Origin of the sequence: Stenotrophomonas sp. SMYL11 (assembly GCF_036320005.1) — a bacterium.
GTDB classification, from domain to species: Bacteria; Pseudomonadota; Gammaproteobacteria; order Xanthomonadales; family Xanthomonadaceae; genus Stenotrophomonas; species Stenotrophomonas maltophilia_A.
Genome location: NZ_JAWIRS010000002.1, coordinates 648,745 through 665,071 on the forward strand (window position 1 = coordinate 648,745; position 16,327 = coordinate 665,071).

Consider the following 16,327-nt stretch of genomic DNA (forward strand, 5'->3'; position numbering starts at 1 on the left):
GCCCCTTCAGCACGTCAGCGCCGGTATCGACGCTGTGCACAGGGGGCGGGAGCTGCACTCCTCCCGCCCCGCTGTCACCCACGTACCGCCTGGATCCACCGCTGGTCCGCTCCCCTCAGAAACCCACGCGCAGGTTCAACTGCCCGCCGACGTCACGACGGCCGTCGCCATGCTGGCCCTGGACGAACAACGAGAGCTGGCTGTTGCGACCCAGTCCCACCGCCACCCCCAGCTGGCTGACCAGCGCATTGCGCGCCATCACCGCGCTGTAAACATCGAAGGCCGCCCCTCCCACCGCGAAGCTCTGGCGACTGGCCACATCGGTATCACCCGAAGCGTGCTGCCAGCCGAGCCCGACCGTCAGCTGCGCCGGGTAGCGTTCACCGCTGCCGACATCCCAGCGCCCGCGCACGCCCACGGTGCTGACATTGAGCGTGTCCTTGCCGCCCTCCAGCACCAGCGCAGCACTCCCGCCCTGCTCCACTGCACGGTCGCTGTCGACCCAGTGCTTGGTGAACTGCACGTACGGCTGCAGCTGGGTCCCGCCGTGGGTCCAGGTCCAGCTACCCTCCACCTGGGCGATGGTCACGTCCGAATCCTGGCGGCTGTACAGGGTCTGGCCCAGCAGCGGCACCTCACGCGTGGTACGCGTGCGGTAGTCACCACGCGATACGCTGCCGCCGACCGCGAAGCCATTGTTCCACTGCCCCTGCGCATACAGACCGAAGGTGTTGCCACGCAGCCGGGCGCGCGAGCTTCGCTCGTACAGCCGTGTGTCCAGCCGCTCGTTGCCGGCGGCCGCACCCAGCACCCCATGTTCGCCGAGCTGCCAGTCGACACCGGCCATGAGCGCATTGCGATTGGCACGGATCTCATCGCCGTTGCCATCGCCGTCCTGGGTGAAGACCTTGCCACTGCCGGCCAGCCACGCCGACGCGCGCTCGCCGCGCACCGTCGGCAGCTCGCTGCCCAGGCGCTGACGGATGCCCTCTTCCAGGTAGTTGTCGTACAGCAGCACCGCGCGACCGGCTGCATGGACTTCGCCGGACAGCTGATCGAAGGCGCTGCGCGCGGTACCGGCGTCGTACATCAGCAGCGTGTTGTACAGGCCCAGCGCCGCACCGGTCTGCGGCAGGCTGTCCAGTGCGGCAGCCGTGTTGAACTGGTTGCGGGTATCGGCAGCGGTCACGAACGCTGCGGTCTGTGCAACGTCGATCTGCAGGTTGGCCGTGTTGGCGCTGTAGACCGGCGTGATGGTGAGGAACGCCGACGGCGAGGTGGCCGAGGCGAACTGGCCGCTCACGCCACCGCCGGCGTTGACGATGGTGTACTGCTGGCCCTGCTGGTAGCTGGTACTGGGCGAGATGGTGTTCACCACCACGTTGCTGCCGCCCACGTTGGCACTGCCACCCACCTGCACCGTGTCGCTGCCGGTGGCACCAAGATCGATGCCCAGCGTGCTGCCCGGCGACAAGGTCAGGTTGCCACCCACCGTGATCGTGCCGGTGCCGTTGCCCGCACCGCTGCCATTACCCGGACCATTGCCCGGCGACAGCACGCCGCCGCTGGATACGGTCACGCCACCGCCGGTGCCACCGATGGTGCCGGTGCCGGACAGCGTGGTGCCGCTGCCGATGGTCCACTGGCCGCCGACGTTGCCGGTGACATTCAGGCCACCGCCGGTGACCTGGCCGGTACCGCTGAAACCACCGCTGTTGCCGCCAAGGTTCAGGCCCCCCGGACCGGCCTGCACGATGCTGCCGCCACCGCTGATGGTGCCGCCCAGCGTGGTGGTGCCACCGGTGTTGACGATCAGGCCACCGTTGTTGGTGATGTTACCGGTGATGGAACCACTGGCCCCCCCGTTGCCGACCTGCACCGTGCCACCGGCGTTGATGGTGGTGCCGCCGGTGTAGGTGTTGTTGCCGGTCAGGGTGATGGTGCCAGCACCGGCCTGGGTCAGGCCACCGCTGCCACTGATGGTGCCACCGACGGTGGTGTTGCCACCGACGTTGAACACCAGGCTGCCGTTGTTGCTGACGTTGCCGGCAATCGACCCGCTCGCGCCGCCGTTGCCCACCTGCAGCGTGCCGCCGGTGTTGATGGTTGTGCCGCCGGTATAGGTGTTGTTACCGCCCAGGATCAGCGTGCCGCTGCCGGCCTGGGTCAGGCCTCCACTGCCGCTGATGGCGCCGACGACGGTGGTGTTGCCGCCCACGTTGAAGATCAGGCTGCCGTTGTTGGTGACGCTGCCGCCGATCGCGCCGGTCGCGCCGCCATTGCCGACCTGCAGGGTACCGCCGGTGTTGATGGTGGTCGGGCCGGTATAGGTATTGTTGCCGGTCACGGTCAGTGTGCCGCTGCCGGCCTGGGTCAGGCCGCCGCTGCCGCTGATGGTGCCGCCCAGCGTCGTGTTGCCGGCCACGTTGGACACCAGCGAACCGTTGTTGGTGATGTCACCGACGATCGAACCGCTCGCACTGCCATTGCCCAGCTGCAGCGTGCCACCGGCATTGATGGTGGTACCGCCGGTGTAGGTGTTGGTGCCAGTCAGCAGCAGCGTACCGCTGCCGGCCTGGGTCAGCCCGCCACTGCCGCTGATGCTGCCGCCCAGCAGGGTGTCGCCTGCGACGTTGGAGATCAGCGCGCCATTGTTGGTGATGTCACCGGTGATCGCACCGGTCGCCCCACCGTTGCCCACCTGCAGCGTGCCACCGCTGTTGATGGTGGTGCCGCCGGTGTAGCTGTTGTTGCCGACCAGGGTCAGCACACCGCTGCCCGCCTGGGTCAGGCCACCGCTGCCACTGATCGCGCCACCGACGCTGGTGTTGCCCGCCACGTCGAAGACCAGGCTGCCGTTGTTGGCGACGTTGCCGGTGATCGCACCGGTCGCCCCGCCATTGCCGACCTGCAGCGTGCCACCGGCATTGATGGTGGTACCGCCGGTATAGGTGTTGTTGCCGGTCAGGGTCAGCGTGCCGCTGCCGGCCTGGGTCAGGCCACCAGCGCCGCTGATGGTGCCGCCCAGCGTGGTGTTGCCGGCCACGTTGGATACCAGCGCGCCATTATTGGTGATGTCACCAACGATCGCACCGGTCGCACCGCCGTTGCCGATCTGCAGCGTGCCGCCGGCATTGATGGTGGTGCCACCGGTGTAGGTGTTGTCGCCGGTCAGCACCAGCGTGCCGCTGCCGGCCTGGGTCAGGCCACCGCTGCCGCTGACCACCCCACCCACGGTTGCCGTAGTGCCGAGGTTGTAGACCAGGCTGCCGTTGTTGGTGATGTCGCCCAGCACCGAACCGGTGCTGCCACCGTTGCCGAGCTGCAGCGTGCTGCCACCGTTGATGGTGGTGCCACCGGTATAGACGTTGTCGCCGCTCAGGGTCAGCGTGCCGGTGCCGCTCTGCACCAGGCCACCGGTGCCACTGAGCACACCGCCGAAGGTGGTGCTGCCGTTGTTGCCGCCGGTGGTCAGGGTCGCACCACCCAGCACCACGCTGGATCCGGCTACGCCGGCCAGGCCACCAATGCTCTGGTTGCCACCGGCACTGATGTCCAGCGTACCGGCACCGGTCAGATTGACCGTGCTCGCACCCGACAGGCTGCCACCGGCCGCCACCGCCAGCGTGCCGCTGTTGATGGTGGTGTTACCGGTATAGCTGCTGGCACCGCCCAGGGTGACCGTTGCTGCGCCATCCTTGAGCAGGCCGCCAGCGCCGCTGATCGGGCCGTTCAAGGTCAGCGCGTTGCTGCCGGCAAGGGTCAGCGTGCCGCTGGCCAGCTGCACGGTATTGGCCAGCGTCAGCGCGCTGGTGCCGTCCAGGCTGGCATTGCCGCCCACGGTCAGCGTGCCGGTTCCCAGTGCATTGTTGTTACCCAAGGCAAGGCCACCGGCGTTGAGCGCCACGCCACCGCTGAAGGTATTGCTGCCGGTCAGGCCCTGGAGGCCAGCACCATTCTTCACCAGGCCACCGGTACCGGTAATGTCACCAGCGAAGGTCGTGTTTCCTACGCCATTGAGGGTCAGCGTGCTGCCGCCGAGCGCGACCGTACTGCCGGCAACACCAGCCAGTGATCCGATGCTCTGCGCACCACCGGCAGAAATATCGAACGCTGTCCCGGCGTTGGCCAGTGTCACCGCGCCATTTGCTGCCAGGCTTCCTCCGGCGCCAATCGCCAGCGTGCCCGCATTGATGGTGGTGCCACCAGTGAAAGTATTGGCCCCGGTCAGGGTCTGGGTGCCGGTGCCTTCCTTGATCAGCCCACCGGTGCCGCCGACCGAACCGCTGAAGGTGCCGTCGCTGGGACCGCCGATGGTCAAGGTGTTGCCGCCCAGGTTCACCGTGCCGTTGCCGATCAGGGTGCCGAACTGCTGCGTGCCGCTGCCCGCCGACAGATCGAAAGTCGCACCACTGGCCAGGTTGACGATGCCACTGGCATTCAAGCTCGCGCCGGCGCCCAACGCCAACGTACCGGCATTGATGAAGGTGCCACCGGTATAGGTATTGGTACCGTTCAAGGTCAGCGTCGCCGCGCCCTCCTTGGTCAGCGAGCCGGTGCCACTCAGGCTGCCGTTGAGAGTGAGGTTGTTGCTGCCCAGTACGGTCAGCCCGGCGTTGAGGACGAAGTTGTTGGCCAACGTCACCGCAGTGTTCGAATCGAGCGTGCCGTTGCCACCCACCGTTACCGCCCCGCTGCCCAGAGCGGCATCGTCGCCGACCACCAGGCCGCCCGCATTGAGCGTTACACCACCACTGAAGGTGCTGGCCCCATTGAGAGTCTGCACGCCTGCGCCGTTCTTGATCAGGCCACCGTTGCCGGTGATCGCGCCATTGAAGGTGCTGTCAACGGTGCCGCCCAGGTTCAGTGAGCTACCACCCAGCGCCACGGTGCTGCCGACCACACCGGCAAGCGAGCCGATGCTCTGGTTGCCCGCAGAGATATCGAGGGTACCGGTACCGGCCAGGTTCACCGCACCGGTCGATGCCAGGCTGCCACCAGCACCGATGGCCAGCGTGCCGCTGTTGATGGTGGTGCCTCCGGTGTAGGTATTCGCACCGGTCAGGGTCACGGTGGCCGCACCGTTCTTGATCAGGCCACCGGTACCGGAAACCATGCCGCCCAGGGTCAGTGCATTGCTGCCCAGCAGGTTGAGGTTGGCACCTGATGCCAGCGTGATGTTGTTGGCCAGGTTGGCCGCGGTCGAAGCATCCAGCGTAGCGCTGGCCCCCACGGTCAGCGCACCGGTGCCGAGCGCGGCGCTGTTGCCGATCACCAGGCCACCGCCATTGAGCGCCAGGCCGCCGCTGAACAGGTTGGCGCCGCCCAGCGTGAGGATGCCGGTGCCGTTCTTGACCAGGCCACCGGTGCCGGAAATCGCGCCGTCGAACACGCTGTTGCCGTTCCCGCCGAGGATCAGCGACTGCGCGCCCAGACTGACCGTGGAGCCGGTCACCCCGGCCAACGAACCAATGGTCTGGCTGGCACCGGACGTCGAGATGTCGAAGGCGGTTCCCGCTGCGGTGAGGGTCACTGCACCGGTGGCCGCCAGGCTGCCGCCCGGACCGATCGCCAGTGTGCCGGCATTGATGAAGGTGCCGCCGGTGTAGGTGTTGGCACCGGTCAACGTCTCGATGCCCGCACCGACCTTGGTCAGGCCACCCGTACCTGCGATAGAGCCACTGAAGGTGCCATTGGTCGCCCCGCCGACTTCGATCGAATTGGCGCCCAGGTTGACCGTACCGTTGCCGACCAGGGTGCCGAACACCTGCGTGCCACTGCCGGCCGACAGATCCAGCGTAGCGCCAGTGGCGAGGTTCACTGTGCCGCTCGCCGCCAGGCTTGCACCGGCACCCAGCGCCAGTGTGCCGGCGTTGATGTTGGTACCACCGGTATAGGTGTTGATGCCGTTCAGGGTCAACGTTGCGCCGCCATTCTTGGTCAGGCTGCCGGCACCGGAAATCACTCCGTTGAGCGTCAGTGCATTGGTGCCCAGTACGGTCAGGCCGGCGTTGAGCGCGATGTTGTTGGTCAGTGCCGCCAGGCCGATGGTATCCAGCGTCGCGGCACCACCGACGGTGAGTGCACCGGTGCCCAGCGCCGCGTCATTGCCGAGTACCAGCCCGCCTGCGTTGAGCGTCACGCCGCCGCCAAACGTGTTGGCACCGGACAACGTCTGCACGCCCGCGCCCACCTTCACCAGACCACCACCGCCACTGATCACGCCGTCGAATGCTGCGTTGGTTGCGCTGCCGAAGGTCAACGAGTTGCCCCCCAGGGCCAACGTCGTTCCGCTCACGCCGCTGAGTGCACCGATGGTCTGGTTGCCACCTGCGCCGGAGATGTCGAAGCCCGCACCAGCATTGCCGAGGGTGACGTCACCCGCTGCAGCGAGGCTGCCACCCACCCCCAACGCCAGCGTGCCGGCACTGATGGTGGTGCCACCGGTGTAGGTGTTGGCGCCGGACAGCGTCAGCGTGGCCGCACCACTCTTGATCAGGCTGCCGTTGCCTCCGATCACACCTGACAGCGTCAGCGCATTGCTGCCCGGCAGGGTCAGCGCAACACCCGAGCCCAGATTGACCGCATTGCCCAGGCTGACCGCAGCACCGGCATCCAGCGTGGTGCTCGCATTCACGGCCAGCGCGCCGGTACCCAGTGCGCCATTGGCACCGACCACCAGACCGCCGCCATTCAAGGCCAAGCCACCTCCGAAGGTATTGCTGTTGTTGAGGGTCAGCAGGCCAGTACCGTTCTTGACCAGGTTGCCGGCGCCCGCCACCACACCGCTGAGCGCGACATCGCTGCTACCACCCAGGGTCAGCTGGGTGCCCGCGCCGAAATTCACGGCGTTGCCCAGATTCAACGCAACCGTGCTGTCCAGGCTGACGTTGCCACCGATCCCCAGCGCCCCTGTACCCAGCGCGCCCGCATTGCCCAGCACCAGCCCTCCGGCATTGAGTGCCACGCCACCGCTGAACGTGTTGGCGCCGGACAGGGTCTGCACGCCCGCACCGATCTTGATCAATCCACCGCTGCCGTCGATGACACCGGCAAATGCGCCGTTACTGGCTCCGCCGAAGGTGAGCGATTGCGCGCCCAGTGTCACCAGGCTGCCGGCGACGCCGTTCAACGCCCCGATGGTCTGGCCCGCCCCCGCTGCGGAGATGTCCAGCGTTGCACCGGCACCAGCAAGATCCACCGCACCGGCCGCGGCCAGGCTGCCACCTGCACCCAGTGCAAGCGTGCCGGCATTGACCGTGGAACCCCCGAGGAAGGTATTCGCACCGGACAGCGTCAGCGTCGAGGTACCGTTCTTGATCAGGCCACCGGTTCCACCCACCACACCGGTCAGGGTGAGGTTGTTGCTGCCGGGCAGGGTCAGTGTATTGGCGCCCAGGTTCACCGCATTGGCCAGCGAAACCGGTGCGCTCGCATCCAGGGAAACACTGCCGCCAATGTTCAGCGCCCCGGTACCGAGCGCACCGTTGGCGCCCACCGACAGGCCGCCGGCATTCAATGCAAGACCACCGCCGAAGGTGTTGCTGTTGTTCAACGACAGCACGCCGGTACCGGTCTTGATCAAGCCACCCGTGCCCGAGACCAGTCCGCCCAGCGCGACGTTCTGGTTGCTGGTCAGGCTCAGCTGCGCTCCAGCATCCAGGTCGATGGCGTTAGCCAGATTCAATGCCACCGAACTATCGAGGGTGGCGTTTGCGCCCACACCCAACGGGCCACTGCCCAGCGCTCCGGCGTTGCCCAGCATCAGGCCACCGCCGTTGAGCACCACGCCGCCACCGAAGGTATTGGCACCGTTGAGGGTAAGCGTGGTGGCACCGTTCTTGACCAGGCCACCGGCGCCGGAAACCACGCCGCCAAGCGTGACCGCCTGCGTGCCTGGCAACGACAGCAATGCTCCGCTTGCCAATGCCACATCGTTGGTCAGGTTCAATGCCGTAATGCCATCGAGCGATGCATTGCCACCCACGCTCAACGCGCCCGTGCCGAGTGCACCGCTGTTGCCCAGCAGCAGGCTGCCGGCGTTGAGGCTCACGCCACCGCTGAAGGCATTGGTGCCGTTCAAGGTCAGCTGCGAGGCACCGTTCTTGGTCAGGCTGCCGGTGCCGGTGATGTTACCGCCCAGGGTGAGGTTCTGGCTGCCCGGCAGGGTCAGCGCTGCGCCGAGGTTGATCGCATTGCCCAGGCTCATGGCTGCGGTGGTGTCCAGCAGACCATTACCACTGACCGTCACCGCACCGCTTCCCAGCGCGCCGGCGTTGCCCAGCAGCAGGCCACCTGCCGCAAGATTCACCCCACCGCTGAAGGTGTTGGCGCCAGTCAGCGTCTGCACGCCGGCGCCCTGCTTGATCAGGCCACCGGTGCCACCGATCACGCCGGCGAAGGTCTGGTTGGTGGCATCACCGAAGGTGAGCGTGCTGCTGCCCAACGAAAGAGTGCTGCCCGCCACACCGGACAGCGCACCGATGGTCTGGTTGCCACCGAGCGAGATATCCAGTTCGGCGCCGGCCCCCGCCAGGCTCACCGCCCCGGTGGCTGCCAGACTGCCGCCACTGGCCAGTGCCACCTTTCCTGCGTTCACGTTCAGACCGCCGGTGAACGCGTTGGCCCCACCCAGCGTGAGTGTGGAGGCGCCGTTCTTGATCAGGCTGCCGGTACCACCGATCACGCCGCCCAGCGTCAGCGCGTTGGAGCCCAGCACGTTGAGCGAACCACCCAACCCCAGGTTGATGCCGTTGCCCACGGTCAGTGCCGAACTGGCATCAAGCGTCACAGCACCACCTACATTCAATGCGCCGGTTCCGAGCGCACCGCCATTGCCGAGCACCAGGCCTCCAGCCGTGAGCGACAGCCCTCCACCAAACGTGTTGGCGTTGTTGAGGGTCAGGGTGGCCGCGCCGTTCTTGACCAGGCTGCCGGTGCCACCGATCACGCCATTGAAGGTCAACGCCTGGTTGCCGGACAGATTGAGGATGCTGCCGGCGCCCAGATTGACCGCGTTGGCGAGAGCGAGCGCCCCGGTGCCATCGAGAGACACGTTGCCGCCAACACTGAGTGCTCCAGTACCCAGCGCGCCTGCATTGCCCAGCAGCAGGCCGCCGCCGTTGAGCGCGACGCCACCGGTGAAGGTATTGGAACCAGACAAGGTCTGGGTACCCGTACCGACCTTGACGAGCGCGCCGCCGACACCACCGATGACGCCGGAGAAGCTGGTGCTGGTGTTCAGGCCACCCAATGTGAGGCTGCGCGGGCCGAGGTTGAGCGCACCGGATCCGGCGAGTGAGCCGATGGTCTGGCTGGCCGCAACCGAGAGGTCGAGGTTGGTACCTGCGCTCAGCGAGATCGCACTTGTCGGCGACAGGCTGCCACCAGCGCCCAGTGCCAGCGCACCACCGGTAATGGAGAACGTGCCTGCAAGCGTGTTGGCACCATTCAAGGTCAATGTGCCGGCACCTGCCTTGATCAGATTGCCTGCGCCGGAGATCGAACCATTCAGGCCCAGCCCATTGCTGCCCAGCAGGTTGAGCGTGCCGCCACCGTTGATGACGAGGTTGTTGCCAAGATTGAAGTTGGCCGAGGTATCCAGCGATGCCGTGCCGCCGACGGTCAGATTGCCGCTGCCGAGCGCGCTGGCATTGCCAAGCACCAGACCGCCTGCATTGAGGTTGACGCCGCCGGAGAACAGATTTGCTCCGCCAAGAGTGACGATGCCGGTGTTGTTGACCGTGAGCCCGCCCGTCCCGGAAAGCACGCCGCCCAGTCCGAACGCATTGGAGCCGGACAGGGACAGATTGCCACCGAGGCTGAAGGGGTTGATCAGGTTCAGACCTGCGGTGGAGGACGCAATGGCACCGCCGTTGGCGGTGAACAGCCCTGTGCCGAAGGAACCGGCATTGTTGAAATTGACCAGGCCATCATTGAGCGTCGTCGGCCCGGTTCCGCCCCATGCGCCCTGCAGGTTCCACGTACCGCTGTTGACAGTCAGCCTCTGGAAGTTGATGTACTGGTTCCAGCCGAGTGTGGTCACTGCACCGCCGGTGCCGGACCCCGGACCGCTGGCAACGTTCTGCAGCACCAGCGTGTTGCTGGCGGCGCCGGCGCCCACGCCGGCATTGACCGTGCCTGCGGCGGCGAGCGAAACCGAAATACCACCCAGTACATCAATTCCCGCCGAGGCCCCGGCCCCGTTCGCCACACTGGACCCGGACACGGCGGTAAAGGTATTCCCCTGCGCCGAATCACCGAGATGGACGCTGCCAGTGATCGTGCCACTGTTGTTGACCGAGTTGCCCAGCGTCGAGCCGGCCAATCCGACCCGCCCGGTAATCCCGCCGCTGTTGCTCAGGATCGTCTGTGCGCCACCGTAGCTGACGATGGCCGGCGCGTCGGCCGTGCCGAGTCCGCCCAGCAGGAAATTCATGTTGACGGTGCCGGCATTGTTGATCGTGGTGACACCGCCTGCGCCATTCTGCACAGACAGCGCGCGGCCATTCGCGCCCAGCAGGGAGCCAATATCAATGAAGCCCTGAAGCGTGCCGGTCGCGCTGTTGGTAACGCTGATCGCCTGGCCACTGGCATTGCCAAGCACCGCGCCGGAGGCAGCAAAGAGGCCGACATTGGTGCCGATCGTGCCGTTGTTGGTGAGCTGGATGCCGTTGCCGCTCAACGTCATCGAATTACCCAGGCCCGCGGTACTTCCTACATTCGCGCCAGCTGCCACGGTCACCTGGACACCGTTGGTGGCGTCGACGAAATTGTTGGTGGTTCCGGTGCAGGTGATGGTTGGGCCCGGTGTCGAGCACGCCGCGAATACCGAACCACTGGCCAGCGTGGCAGCCAATGCCACCGCCAACTGGTGCGCCCGCAATCGCGGCACCCGCCCTGCGCAGACCGCGCTTCCGCCGGGATTCTGGGCGACCTCCGAAGCAACCTGCATTACGCCGAGGGCACGATTGAAAACCAGACGGTAAATGCGGTTCATCGGTAAATCTCCATGAAAAGACCGGATGGCACTGCAGGCAGGTTTTTTGAAGGCAATGCGGCCCATCCCGGCTCCCGACATGGGAACAAGGCCTGGCGTCATTAACTTCTGAAAATCTTCACATCTTCACGCGACCGCACCTGGAACAGGCAGGCCAACGTGTCCGTCAAGGCGAAAACTCCCCGATTTCGCATGACGAATGGCGGCACTGTGCGGCCGACGGCGCCAGCGGCATGTGAATCACGCTCATTATTTTCATGACGCACGTCAAATAAAACGGGCGAACAAAATGGTTTTGCCGAAAATGCATATACCTGCAGCAGGCGGAGATTCCTTTCTCCGCCCAACTAAATGCATTCAGCTGCTCGAGAGTTTCATCAGCACCAGGCCGGAAACGATGAGCACCGCCGCACCGATCCGCATCGGGCTGACCTGCTCGCCGAGGAAGACGATGCCGACCACGAACGCACCGACCGCGCCGATGCCGGTCCAGATCGTGTAGGCGGTGCCCAGCGGCAGGCTGCGCATGGCCACCGCCAGCAGCCAGAAGCTGGCGATCATGCCGATGATGGTGACCAAGGTGGGGGTGAGCTTGGTGAAGCCTTCGGACTGCTTCATGGACACGGCCCAGACGATTTCCAGCAGGCCGGCGAACAACAGATAGATCCAGGCCATGACAGCCCTCCTCTTGGTAGGGCCAGGCCGTCCTGGTCATTGATTCCCGATGTGGGGGAGGTCGTTCCTCCTGGCCGGCATTCTAGCAACGCCGGTCGGCGCGGGGCGTTGCCGGCAGACGCGGGTTACAGCCGATTCAGTGCACGAAGCTGGCGTCGATGTACCTGCCTGCGCTATAGTTGCCGTCTGCCATCGGCCAGCCGATGTGCAGTCCGGCTGTGGTCTCCGGCGCATTGCGCGCTGCTTCCCCTGATCCGTGAACCGGCCGCCCACTGGGCGGCCAACGTCTCTATGGTGGCCCCGTCGGCCCCTCGCGACGCTAGGTCGAAAATCCCGCCAGGGCCGGAAGGCAGCAACGGTATCGATCGACGCGGGCGCCGAGGTCAGCCGGCGGGGCCATCGCCTTTTCGGGCGCTGCCCACTCTGTTGCATGCCAACCTTGGTTGGCGCTCCTCGCCGGGCATGGCCCCGCGCTACTGCGCTTCCGGCGTGCCCTGATGGAACACCACGCGCCACCGTTGCCCATGCCGGCGCCACAGCGAGCTGCGCAGTACCTAGCGTTGCGCCTGCCCATCGAGCTGATAGCGGCTGCGGTAGCGCACCTGGGCCAGATCCTCGGCCAACAGCCACACCGCGTACTGTTCCGATTCGATCAGCACCTGCGCGCGCTCCAGCGGGATCTCCTGCAACGCCGCATCTCGGCCGTAGCATTGCCCGGAACTGCCGATCTCGCTGAAATCCTCGTCCAGAAGTGCCGCCAGTTGCTCGCGATCGGCCCGCACCTGCGGCGCATGCAGCGCGCGTTCCAGCGCCTCCAGCTCGGCAGCCAGCGCCGCGTCGGCGGGTTGGCCAGCACCGCTCACGGCGGATCCTGCACCAGCACGTGCGGTGCAGTAGGGTTGGCCAGCGGCACGCACTGCCCCGGCTGCGCCACACGGTGCCCCCGCGCGGCCAGCGCCTGGCCGTCGGCCGCGCTCGCATAGTGGTAGAGCATCATCCGCGCCTGCAGTTCGGCGCTGTACTCGCGCTCCAGGTCGTCCACGCCGGTATGCGACGGGTTGCCGTGCAGGCCGCAGTCGTGCGCGATCAGTTCGTTGTCATTGGCGAAGCGGGCCAGCATCTCCGGAACCGGCCGGGTATCGCCGCTCCAGGTCAGCGCGCCCTGCAGGCGCAGGCCATAGGCCGTCTCCGGCCAGTGGTGGCGCACCGGGAACACCTCCAGGCGCACGCCCTCATGCCAGAACGCCTCGCCCACCACGATCAGCTGGAACGCATCCCAGAAGTTGGCGCCGCCCTCGGCCAGCACGTTCGGGTAATCCCCGATGCGCCTGTGCAGCAGCGGCACCACCGTGGCGGGCACATACAGGCGCACCTTGCCGCGCCGGTGCGCATTGAAGAAGGTATCGACGAACAGCCGCTCGAAGCCCGCTACGTGGTCCAGGTGCACATGGGTGACGAACAACGCCTGCGGCATGTGGCCGTAGTGCGCCTTGAACGCGGTCAGGCCTTCGCCGCCGCAGTCGATGGTCAGCCACGGACGCCCGTCGCGCTCGATCACCGACATCGGCGACCCCAGCTCGACCGCCGACGCATTGCCGACGCCGAGGAAACGCAACGACCAGTCCATCAGGTGCCCCGGTTCCAGGCCATGTCATAGGCGCGGCGCAGCCGCGCGTAATCCTTCTGCACGTCTTCCATGCTGCGCTCGCCGCGCAGCTTGATCAGCGAGCGCAGCAGGCGCTTGAGATTGCGTTCGCGCCAGGCGGTCGCCGGGATGCGGATCACCCCGCGGTCGAAGTCGATCAACCAGCCGTGGCCGTTGCCGTCGAACAGGATGTTGTGCGCATTGAGGTCGGCATGGTCCAGGCCGGCACGATGGAAGCGGGCAATCAGCCGCCCGGTCTCCTCCCACGGTGCGCCCCGCCCCGCGACCAGCGCGCGGTCGGCCAGCGAACGGACACCCTCGATCCGCTCCATCAGGATCGCAGCCCGGTAGCGCAGGCCCTCGCGCATGTAGAACGCCGCCAGTGGCCGGGGCACCGGCAGCTTTTTCTCGCGCAGCGCGCGCATCAGCCGGAATTCGGCGAAGCTGCGGGTCCGGTCCGCGCCGCGCCAGAGGTACTGGTCATGGCTGATCTTCGCCGCCAGGCCGCCGCGCAGGTAGTGGCGCAGCACGCTGGCGCCGAACGGCGCATCGACGAACCAGGCACTGCCACGACCGCCCTCGCCCACCGGCCGAGCCCTGCTGCCCCAGTGCTGGGGCGAGAACAGGCCGATCTCGGCTTGCCGCAGCCGCTCGCGGTCGAACAGAATGGCCCCGATGCCGCGACCCTCGCGGCATGGCGTCAGCGCTTCATTGGCGTCGAATGCGACCATTTCATTGAGTCTAACAACACATGGCATCAGCGTCCTCCTCCTTGTGCCTCCTGCGCCTGTCCGCACTTGGCGATGTCACCCACGTGGTGCCCCTCGTGCGCACCCTGCAGGCTGCGCGCCCGGATACGCCGATCCACTGGATCATCGACAAGGCCGGCCACAAGCTGCTCGACGGCCTGCCCGGTGTCACCTTCCATGCCTACGACAAGAAGAGCGGCATGGCCGGGGTCAAGGAACTGCGCAGGCAGCTGCCGCCGGGGCGCTTCGAAGCGCTGTTGCAGATGCAGGTGGCGTTCCGTGCCAATCTGCTGTCGGCCTTCATTCCCGCAGAGCGTCGCATCGGCTATGACCGCAGCCGCTCCAAGGACCTGCATGGTCTCTTCATCAACGAACGCATTCCTGACCGCCCCGGCATCCATGTGCTGGATGCCATCGGCAGTTTCTGTGAACCCCTTGGCCTGCGCCAGACCGAGGTCAGCTGGGACCTGGCGGTGCCACAGTCCGCGTATGAGTGGGCTGCCGCGCAATGGCAGGACGATGGCCGCCCGGTGTTGATGATCTCGCCCTGTTCCAGCCACGTGCGCCGCAACTGGTATGCAGACCGCTACGCCGCCGTGGCCAACCACGCCGCACAGCGCGGTTGGCAGGTGGTGCTGTGCGGTGGCCGCAGCGAACTGGAGCGCAGCATGGCCGATGCCATCCAGGCGCAGCTGCACACACCGGCGCTTGACCTGGTCGGCAAGGACACCTTGAAGCAGCTGCCGGCGCTGCTGGCCCGCGCCAATCTGGTGATGACCCCGGACTCGGGCCCGATGCACATCGCCAACGCGATGGGCGCCAAGGTACTGGGCCTGCATGCGGCCAGCAACCCGAACCGCAGCGGCCCGTATTCCGACCGCCGCTACTGCGTGGACCGCTACGACGATGCCGCGCGCAAGTACCTGGCCAAGCAGGCCTCGGATCTGAAGTGGGGCACCAAGATCGAGTTCGACGATGTGATGGAACTGATCACCGTGGAAGACGGTATCGCGGCCTTCGAACGCTACGTCGCCGATCACCTGGGGTGAGCGGCAGGCTGCCCCGGATTACGCGCGCTGCGCGTAATCCTGGTAGGACTTCTCTTCCACGTACGCCGAACCCAGCGCAAGGTTGATCGCCTTCTTGATGCGCGCGCGTTCGTCGTTGCGCAGGTAGACGCTGCGCGCCAGGTCGATGAAACCCTGGTCGAACGCCTGCGCCTTCTCTTTCAGGCGGATGTCGTCCTCGATGTCCCACAGCTGCTCGTTGACCGCCTTCAGCTCGGCACGCAGCTTGGCGATGTCCTTCACCGCCGCCGGGTGTGCCATCCAGGTCTGCTCCAGCGCCGACAGCTCTTTGCGCACATTGGCCAGCTTGCCCTCGTCGCTGATGCGCTCGGACTTGATCTGCAGGATCGAGATCTTGTCCAGCAGCTCGCCGAAAGAAACGGGGACGAGGATTTCAGCGGTCATGGGGAAAGCTCCAGCAGGTGATGCGGGCAGTTTAACCCGCAGCTCGCGATGGAATGGGTAGATCCACGCCATGCGTGGATGAGCCTGCCAGCAGGAACAGCATCCACGCATGGCGTGGATCTACTGATGCATCTGCCCCGACAGGGGCGGGGAGAGGCCGGCAAAGGGAGGGGCCCACGCGTTGCGCAGCAACGTGTGGGGCGACGCGCAGAGCGCGTCGCGTCCCGCGCCAGATAAAGAAAAAGGGCTGCCTTCCGGCAGGCCTCTTCTGTTCCTGCAAAGACCAAGGAAGGCATCGATGCCATCCACCACGCACGGAACCATTTGGAGCAACAAGCCCCTCTGTTGAGGGGCTGCCCCGACAGGGGCGGGGAGAGGCCGGCAAAGGGAGGGGCCCACGCGTTGCGCAGCAACGTGCGGGGCGACGCGCAGAGCGCGGCGCGTCCCGCGCCAGATAAAGAAAAAGGGCTGCCTTCCGGCAGGCCTCTTCTGTTCCTGCAAAGACCAAGGAAGGCATCGATGCCATCCACCACGCACGGAACCATCTGGAGCAACAAGCCCCTCTGTTGAGGGGCTGCCCCGACAGGGGCGGGGAGAGGCCGGCAAAGGGAGGGGCCCACGCGTTGCGCAGCAACGTGTGGGGCGACGCGCAAAGCGCGTCGCGTCCCGCGCCAGATAAAGAAAAAGGGCTGCCTTCCGGCAGGCCTCTTCTGTTCCTGCAAAGACCAAGGAAGGCATCGATGCCATCCACCACGCACGGAACCATCTGGAGCAACAAGCCCCTCTG

Annotated in this window: 6 protein-coding genes, 1 other RNA gene and 1 pseudogene; 2 read left to right on the forward strand and 6 right to left on the reverse strand. The window is 66.3% G+C overall.

From position 1 onward, the window contains the following. Nucleotides 1–115: 115 nt before the first annotated feature. Both V3B46_RS06910 and V3B46_RS06915 read right to left on the reverse strand, forming a co-directional pair. Nucleotides 116–10,999: an autotransporter-associated beta strand repeat-containing protein gene (locus V3B46_RS06910; protein ID WP_329891478.1), complete on the reverse strand. Its 10,884-nt coding sequence runs from the start codon at nucleotides 10,997–10,999 to the stop codon at nucleotides 116–118. Between the two features lie 357 nt (nucleotides 11,000–11,356). After that, nucleotides 11,357–11,674, reverse strand: coding sequence for a DMT family transporter (locus tag V3B46_RS06915; protein WP_329891479.1), 318 nt, complete (start codon nucleotides 11,672–11,674; stop codon nucleotides 11,357–11,359). A gap of 300 nt (nucleotides 11,675–11,974) precedes the next feature. Here V3B46_RS06915 and ffs point away from each other — a divergent pair. After that, nucleotides 11,975–12,071: signal recognition particle sRNA small type (ffs, locus tag V3B46_RS06920), an RNA gene on the forward strand. A gap of 76 nt (nucleotides 12,072–12,147) precedes the next feature. Here the strand turns inward: ffs and V3B46_RS06925 are convergent. The 3 genes and pseudogenes from V3B46_RS06925 to V3B46_RS06935 all read right to left on the reverse strand — a co-directional run bounded on the left by V3B46_RS06925 (nucleotide 12,148) and on the right by V3B46_RS06935 (nucleotide 14,050). After that, a pseudogene (locus V3B46_RS06925) lies at nucleotides 12,148–12,537 on the reverse strand (nuclear transport factor 2 family protein). Further along, a complete protein-coding gene (locus V3B46_RS06930; RefSeq protein WP_154262503.1) occupies nucleotides 12,534–13,301 on the reverse strand; it encodes an MBL fold metallo-hydrolase in 768 nt (255 codons plus the stop codon). The pseudogene V3B46_RS06925 and the gene V3B46_RS06930 overlap by 4 nt, the downstream one beginning before the upstream one ends. Then, nucleotides 13,301–14,050, reverse strand: coding sequence for a 3-deoxy-D-manno-octulosonic acid kinase (locus V3B46_RS06935; protein WP_049400634.1), 750 nt, complete (start codon nucleotides 14,048–14,050; stop codon nucleotides 13,301–13,303). Before V3B46_RS06935 ends, V3B46_RS06930 begins: the two co-directional genes overlap by 1 nt. Nucleotides 14,051–14,070: 20 nt before the next feature. Between V3B46_RS06935 and V3B46_RS06940 the strand changes: the two genes are divergently transcribed. Next, complete coding sequence (locus V3B46_RS06940; RefSeq protein WP_049400633.1) at nucleotides 14,071–15,117, forward strand: glycosyltransferase family 9 protein; 1,047 nt, start codon at nucleotides 14,071–14,073, stop codon at nucleotides 15,115–15,117. Between the two features lie 18 nt (nucleotides 15,118–15,135). On the opposite strand, the gene V3B46_RS06945 is transcribed toward V3B46_RS06940, so the two are convergent. Further along, complete coding sequence (locus V3B46_RS06945) at nucleotides 15,136–15,540, reverse strand: DUF6165 family protein (RefSeq protein WP_046982834.1); 405 nt, start codon at nucleotides 15,538–15,540, stop codon at nucleotides 15,136–15,138. Nucleotides 15,541–16,327: the final 787 nt, after the last annotated feature.

Bases quoted from the DNA above. Each gene is read 5' to 3' on its own strand.
- V3B46_RS06910 (WP_329891478.1), bottom strand. From the start codon at position 10,999: ATGAACCGCATTTACCGTCTGGTTTTCAATCGTGCCCTCGGCGTAATG.
- V3B46_RS06915 (WP_329891479.1), bottom strand. From the start codon at position 11,674: ATGGCCTGGATCTATCTGTTGTTCGCCGGCCTGCTGGAAATCGTCTGG.
- V3B46_RS06930 (WP_154262503.1), bottom strand. From the start codon at position 13,301: ATGGACTGGTCGTTGCGTTTCCTCGGCGTCGGCAATGCGTCGGCGGTC.
- V3B46_RS06935 (WP_049400634.1), bottom strand. From the start codon at position 14,050: ATGGTCGCATTCGACGCCAATGAAGCGCTGACGCCATGCCGCGAGGGT.
- V3B46_RS06940 (WP_049400633.1), top strand. From the start codon at position 14,071: ATGGCATCAGCGTCCTCCTCCTTGTGCCTCCTGCGCCTGTCCGCACTT.
- V3B46_RS06945 (WP_046982834.1), bottom strand. From the start codon at position 15,540: ATGACCGCTGAAATCCTCGTCCCCGTTTCTTTCGGCGAGCTGCTGGAC.